We start from the raw sequence: 6,000 nt of genomic DNA, 5'->3' as shown, positions 1-6,000 counted from the left end.
TCACTATATCTCTTAACTTTCTTTGTCATGGTAAACTCCTATTTGTCTTCTTTAGTTTACCAAGTTTTTGTCTACGGTTTTTTCAGCATATATCATTATGATGGTACATATAGAGTGAGAGGGAAAATTGAACGGAATTTATTATAGAAATACGCAAACTAATATACCTAGATGGATAGATAATTTGCATGAAAGAAATGCTCTAGGTTATGCCTACGAAACAGACTCACATTTCGTTCATATTTACGGTAAAAATTATGATTTCAATGTTATTTCTGTCGGTTTGACCGCAATTGAAGGTAAAAGCGGTAGTTTGCGTGATTGGGTAATTAGAGTATTTGGGGCTCAAGATGTAAAACCATTACAATTACCCATTGGTAGTTCTATAGAAAACGTTTGGAGGCCATCCTTATATTATATACAGGACATCCATGACGCTTTGAAAATCAATGCTTTTGAACAACGTTCAGCCGAGCAAGCATTGAGGGTATTGATAGAAAAATTAGATGATTTGTTACTGTACATTGAACCAGATCAAAATGGATTAAAATCTTACGGACATAAATCCAGAGAGCTACTTATTTTGGCATGTACAGAGGTAGAAAACTCATGGGTATCGATTTTCAAAAACTCAGGAATATCACCTCAAAATAATCGAATGTTTACCACAAACGATTATGTAAAATTATTGTCTAAAGCTCGCTTGAATGAATTTCAAATTACTTTCAAAAATTATGATGATCTACGGAATTTTATACCATTTTCTCAATGGGATGTATCTCAACCTACAAAATCCTTAAAATGGTATGACTCTTACAATAAGACGAAACACGATCGCAATTCTTCATTTAACGAAGCAACATTAGAAAATGTTTTAGATGCAGTTTCAGCTAATATAGCTATGTTTTGCGCAAGGTTTAGTCCATTTAGCCTGCTTAATAATAACAATACATTATCTTCTTTAATTAATCAGCATTTTAAAATTAGTCTTATCGCAAGTGATCCATCAACATATTACATACCAAAAATAGAACTTCCTGCTGATACAAGAACAGATTTATTAATCTATGATTGCTATGAGCAAAAACACAATCTTGCTTGGAATATTGTTCCGCTTGTATTGTAAAACTATCTAAAAAGCATCATATTATTTTGAATTTAAACCGTAATATGTATAACTTTAAAACAACTCACCAGTCTCAACCACTTCTTCAAAATCAAATCCTAACTGCTCGTCTTTACGATCTCTCATTTGCTCTATACGCAGCTTACGTCCTGCGATAAGCCTTAGCACATCGCGCTGTTGTTCTGTCGTCATATCATGCCATCGTTGGCGCTCAGGACGACTACGCAGGCAACCGAAGCAATAGCCTTTTTTATTGCTTTGGCAAAGACCAATACATGGATTGGCAATCTCAAACAGCTCAAACTGTTGGTTCATGGCGACTCCATTGCTATTATCGTCATTCCTTTGACTTGCATAAAACTATTATGACAATATTATTATGTCGCAAATACTGACTAATGGTGTGCCGTTTTATTGTTATTATTTTTGTTTGGCGGGTGCTATGCTTAGCGTCACTAGCCTATATAAGATAATCATAACAAAATTAATAAGTGAGATGATACGTGAACTTGATTTATATCCATGGACTGGACAGTGATGCGAACTCTACCAAGGGAATGCTATTAGAAAAATACTGCCAGCATCATCATCCTGATATCAATGTACTGCGTCCCGATTTGAATAAATCGCCACAAGACGTGTTTGATAAACTGATAAGTCTAGTTGAGGAATGGGGCAGCGACTCAAAAGTTGTATTCGTTGGTAGCTCATTGGGTGGCTATTTTCCTACCTTGGTGAGCAATCATACAGGCTGTGCGGCTTTACTATTAAATCCTAGTACTCAGCCACATGTGACATTACAGCGCTTTGCTCATGACTTACTGCTAAATAACGATAGTAATGAAGGTCAAGGCGAAGATGAATTGCCAAAGAATCAAATTCTCTATACGACCACTGGCGGTTGGGATATTACTTCTGCGGATTTGCAATGGTTTGCAGATCATCAGTTATCAGAAATTCATTATCCTAAAAAAATTGCTGTATTTATCAAAGAAGGCGATGAGTTATTAAATCCTGAATTGTCTAAAGCCTTTTATCAACAGCAAGGGAGTACGGTTATTTTACAAGCGGGTGGCGATCATCGGTTTAGTGACTTTGGTGAGCAGTTGCCGATGGTGATAAATATGCTACAAGATTTAGTACGAGCCTAAATTAGTTGACCACTACAAACAGGCGACATTATATGACGTGAGCGATGGACTATTAACCTTAACGTCGCTATTTTTGGTTATAATGGTTGAATAGAATTAATCAGACATGAATCGTTAAGGATGCATTTGTGAGTCAATATAATGCGCAATCGTTAGAAGTTTTAGAAGGGCTTGAGCCAGTACGTCGTCGTCCAGGTATGTATACCGATACCACGCGCCCCAATCATTTGGCGCAAGAGGTTATCGACAACTCAGTTGATGAAGCGTTGGCGGGTTATGCTAAAACCATCAAGGTGCAACTGCATAGTGATGGCTCGTTGTCTGTCGAAGATGATGGGCGTGGTATGCCGACTGATATTCATCCTGAATTTAATCAATCGGGTATTGAGCTGATTTTAACTCGTTTGCATGCCGGTGGGAAGTTTTCGACTTCTAATTATGAAGTGTCAGGCGGTCTGCATGGTGTGGGTATCTCTGTCGTCAATGCGTTATCAACACGTGTTGAGGTGACGGTATGGCGTGATAGTACACAGTTTGATATGGCGTTTGAAAATGGCGCACCAGTTACGCCGTTGACTGAAGCAATCAGCTCAAACAAACGCAAACGTGGTACCAGAGTACATTTTTGGGCAGATGGTCGCTTTTTTGATACGCCTAAATTTAATGTAAAACAGCTCAAGCACAATCTAAAAGCCAAAGCAGTATTGGCCGCTGGATTGACGATTGAATTTGTCGATGATATTAATAATGAAAAGGTGGTTTGGCAGTTTACTGACGGAGTGGTCGAATATCTAAGCGAACAGTTGGATGGTTTAGAAACCTTACCTGAAGCACCGTTTTATTATAATTACGATGCAAAAGCGGGCGAACGTGCTGCTATTACCTTTGCCTTGTCTTGGTTGCCTGATGGTGGCACGCCGATTCAAGAAAGTTATGTGAACCTTATCCCTACGGCTCAGGGCGGTACGCACGTCAATGGTCTGCGCACTGGTATATTAGAGGCATTGCGTGAGTTTTGCGATATTCATAATTTGCTGCCGCGTAGTGTCAAGCTAACGGCAGAAGATGTCTGGGATGGGGTGAACTATATTCTGTCGCTTAAATTTTCTGAACCGCAGTTCTCTGGGCAAACCAAGGAGCGTCTGTCTAGTCGTGAAGCTGCTGGGGCAGTACAGGCGTTGGCAAAAGATGCCTTTAGTCTGTGGTTAAATCAGCATGCCGATATGGGTACTCAAATCGCAGAGCTGGCGATTAATAAAGCTGGACGTCGTCTCAAGTCTGCCAAAAAAGTCGCCCGTAAGAAAATCACGCAAGGTCCTGCATTGCCGGGTAAGTTGGCAGACTGTCGTGGTGATTTGCGTGATGGTGCTGAGCTGTTTTTAGTAGAAGGGGATTCTGCGGGTGGTAGCGCCAAGCAAGCACGTGACCGTCATTATCAGGCGATTTTACCGCTGCGTGGTAAGATTTTAAATACGTGGGAAGTGTCTTCTGATACGGTGTTATCGAGCCAAGAGATTCATGATATCGCTATTGCTATCGGTGTCGATCCGGCATCTGACGATTTGTCTGAGCTGCGGTATGACAAGGTATGTATCTTAGCGGATGCGGATTCTGATGGTCTGCATATCGCCACGCTCATCTGCGCTTTATTTGTGAAGCATTTCCCTGCGCTAGTGGATGCGGGTCATTTATTTGTCGCCATGCCGCCGTTATATCGAGTAGACGTGGGCAAAGAGGTGCATTATGCGTTAGATGAGCCTGAGCTTCAGCATATTTTGGCCAATGTGCCGGGCAATAAAAAAGCGCAGATTACCCGTTTTAAAGGCTTGGGTGAAATGAGTGCAGAGCAGTTACGTGAGACGACCATGAACCGTGATACTCGGCGTTTAGTTCAGCTAGATATGGATGACATGGTGTTGACTAATAGCGTGATGGATATGCTGTTGGCTAAAAAACGTGCTGCTGATCGCAAGGTTTGGCTTGAGAATAAAGGCAATTTGGCTGACATATCCTAATGGGCTCGATGGATATGTCCATCAATAGCTATATATTTATATAAGTTTATAAACCGGTAAGCTGGCAAGCAATAAAAGCCTATAAAATTCAATTTAGTTGTATAAGCTTAATGTTATTATGTAGGTATCTTTTATTATGTGGTGCCGTCATGACATCAAAGTTATTTAATCGCTCAAAAGCTGCTGCTTCTCAGTCTGTAAACTCTAAAATATTGCCCAAGCTTAGTAGAAAGCAGCTGGGTATTTTAGTTCCGAAACGCGGTAATAAAATTGCGCCAGTGATTGCCTCAGCTATGCTAAAAGCTGCGGGTTGGCGTACGGTTGGAGAGATTCCAAATATTTCACAAGCTGTAGTTTTAGCGCTGCCGCATACTTCGAATATCGACGGGGTTTATGCGATACCCAGTTTATTTGCCCTAGATTTGAAAATCAGTATTATGGGTAAGCATACGTTATTTAAAGTGCCCGTATTTGCTCAGCTATTAAGCTGGATAGGGGTGATTCCCATTGATCGTAGTGATAAAGGCTCAGTGCTGCAAGCAAGTATTGATAAGTTCAAAACAGGTAAGCCACTATTTTTGGGTTTAGCACCAGAAGGCACTCGTCAATATACTGAAACTTGGAAATCAGGTTTCTATTATTTAGCAGTGGGCGCTGGTGTACCTATTTTGCCGGTAGCGATGGATTACAAAACCAAAGAAATACGCTTTATGTCGTTAGTTTATCCTAGTGGTGATATCGAAGCGGATTTACCAAAAATTTATGCTCAGTATAAAGGGGTGATACCAAGACATCCCGAGCGCTTATCTCAACCATTACAAGATATCAATCATTCAGCTGAATAAAGTTTTTAAATGAGTTATGAGTATCTGTATTATATTAAGACCCCCTGACTGATTAATGTCAGGGGGTCTTTTGTTTGCGGTGATGAGTTTTAAGAATGGCTAAAAAACTAAGCATTGAGTTAGCTGTTGAACGTACTCACCCCACCATCGACAGGTAAATTCATACCAGTAATGATGGCAGCGTCATCACTGGCTAAAAACATCACAGCGGCGGTTACATCAAACGGTGTCGCTGTCTTCCCTAGTGGAGAGTGGGTAATAAATGGATTTGGACTGATATCCGTTGCCACCAATCCAGCAGATACGGCATTAATACGTACATTATTTGGTATATTCTCTAATGCCAGCTTCTTTGTAACATCAGTCAAATTCTTTTGTCTAGCTTTATAGGTCTCTATATTCCAGTCTGCTGATATCTCCGTTAGCGTTGACACATTAACGATATTGCCTTGTGTTTTTATCAGTTCTGGAATAACTGACTGATGAATGCCAACCGCAGTATCTATATTGACCATCACATCAATATGTTTATATTTATCGCGTACATGCTCTATTAATCTTGCCGTTTGGGTCAGATCATTAATATCACTGGTTACGGTAAGGTGGTTACCTGTATTGATCCATGTATGATCCTGTGGCAGCTCCTCGTAGATGTATTCTAAAATATCGTTATTAATACCAACGATTATACAGTTCGCCCCTTCTTGTGCAAATCTAAGCGCCGTTGCACGACCAATATCAGAATCTGCACCTGTTATAATGACAGTTTTTTCTTTAAAGCGCTTCATAACGTTCAATCCTTTTTATTATATGATGGTCATTAAATAATTTTAATAAATGACTCTAAAAAATGTAATCAAAGG

General features: G+C 40.0%; 6 protein-coding genes. 4 read left to right on the top strand and 2 right to left on the bottom strand.

Translation table 11 applies throughout. The features are described from left to right. The first annotated feature begins 184 nt into the window (after window positions 1–184). Entirely contained in the window at window positions 185–1,126 is a 942-nt protein-coding gene (locus C8D84_RS10755) for a hypothetical protein (protein WP_228244540.1), read from the top strand. A gap of 54 nt (window positions 1,127–1,180) precedes the next feature. Here the strand turns inward: C8D84_RS10755 and C8D84_RS10750 are convergent, their stop codons facing one another. Continuing rightward, on the bottom strand, window positions 1,181–1,441 hold the full coding sequence (locus C8D84_RS10750; protein WP_109592058.1) for a DUF1289 domain-containing protein: 261 nt from the start codon (window positions 1,439–1,441) through the stop codon (window positions 1,181–1,183). A gap of 188 nt (window positions 1,442–1,629) precedes the next feature. Between C8D84_RS10750 and C8D84_RS10745 the strand changes: the two genes are divergently transcribed. The 3 genes from C8D84_RS10745 to C8D84_RS10735 all read left to right on the top strand — a co-directional run bounded on the left by C8D84_RS10745 (window position 1,630) and on the right by C8D84_RS10735 (window position 5,137). Further along, the gene (locus tag C8D84_RS10745; RefSeq protein WP_109592056.1) at window positions 1,630–2,277 is read left to right on the top strand and encodes a YqiA/YcfP family alpha/beta fold hydrolase; all 648 of its coding nucleotides are present in this window, start codon (window positions 1,630–1,632) and stop codon (window positions 2,275–2,277) included. A gap of 128 nt (window positions 2,278–2,405) precedes the next feature. Continuing rightward, window positions 2,406–4,292 (top strand): DNA topoisomerase IV subunit B, encoded by a 1,887-nt coding sequence (gene parE / locus C8D84_RS10740; protein WP_109592054.1) that lies wholly within the window; start codon window positions 2,406–2,408, stop codon window positions 4,290–4,292. A gap of 149 nt (window positions 4,293–4,441) precedes the next feature. Continuing rightward, window positions 4,442–5,137, top strand: a complete 696-nt coding sequence (locus C8D84_RS10735; protein ID WP_227676014.1) for a lysophospholipid acyltransferase family protein — start codon at window positions 4,442–4,444, stop codon at window positions 5,135–5,137. Between the two features lie 119 nt (window positions 5,138–5,256). On the opposite strand, the gene C8D84_RS10730 is transcribed toward C8D84_RS10735, so the two are convergent. Next, on the bottom strand, window positions 5,257–5,925 hold the full coding sequence (locus C8D84_RS10730; RefSeq protein WP_109592050.1) for an SDR family NAD(P)-dependent oxidoreductase: 669 nt from the start codon (window positions 5,923–5,925) through the stop codon (window positions 5,257–5,259). Window positions 5,926–6,000: the final 75 nt, after the last annotated feature.

The organism is Psychrobacter immobilis (assembly GCF_003148585.1).
Lineage (GTDB): Bacteria > Pseudomonadota > Gammaproteobacteria > Pseudomonadales > Moraxellaceae > Psychrobacter > Psychrobacter immobilis.
This window is presented reverse-complemented; position numbering and strand designations above follow the sequence as displayed.

Bases quoted from the DNA above. Each gene is read 5' to 3' on its own strand.
- C8D84_RS10750 (WP_109592058.1), bottom strand. From the start codon at position 1,441: ATGAACCAACAGTTTGAGCTGTTTGAGATTGCCAATCCATGTATTGGT.
- C8D84_RS10735 (WP_227676014.1), top strand. From the start codon at position 4,442: ATGACATCAAAGTTATTTAATCGCTCAAAAGCTGCTGCTTCTCAGTCT.
- C8D84_RS10730 (WP_109592050.1), bottom strand. From the start codon at position 5,925: ATGAAGCGCTTTAAAGAAAAAACTGTCATTATAACAGGTGCAGATTCT.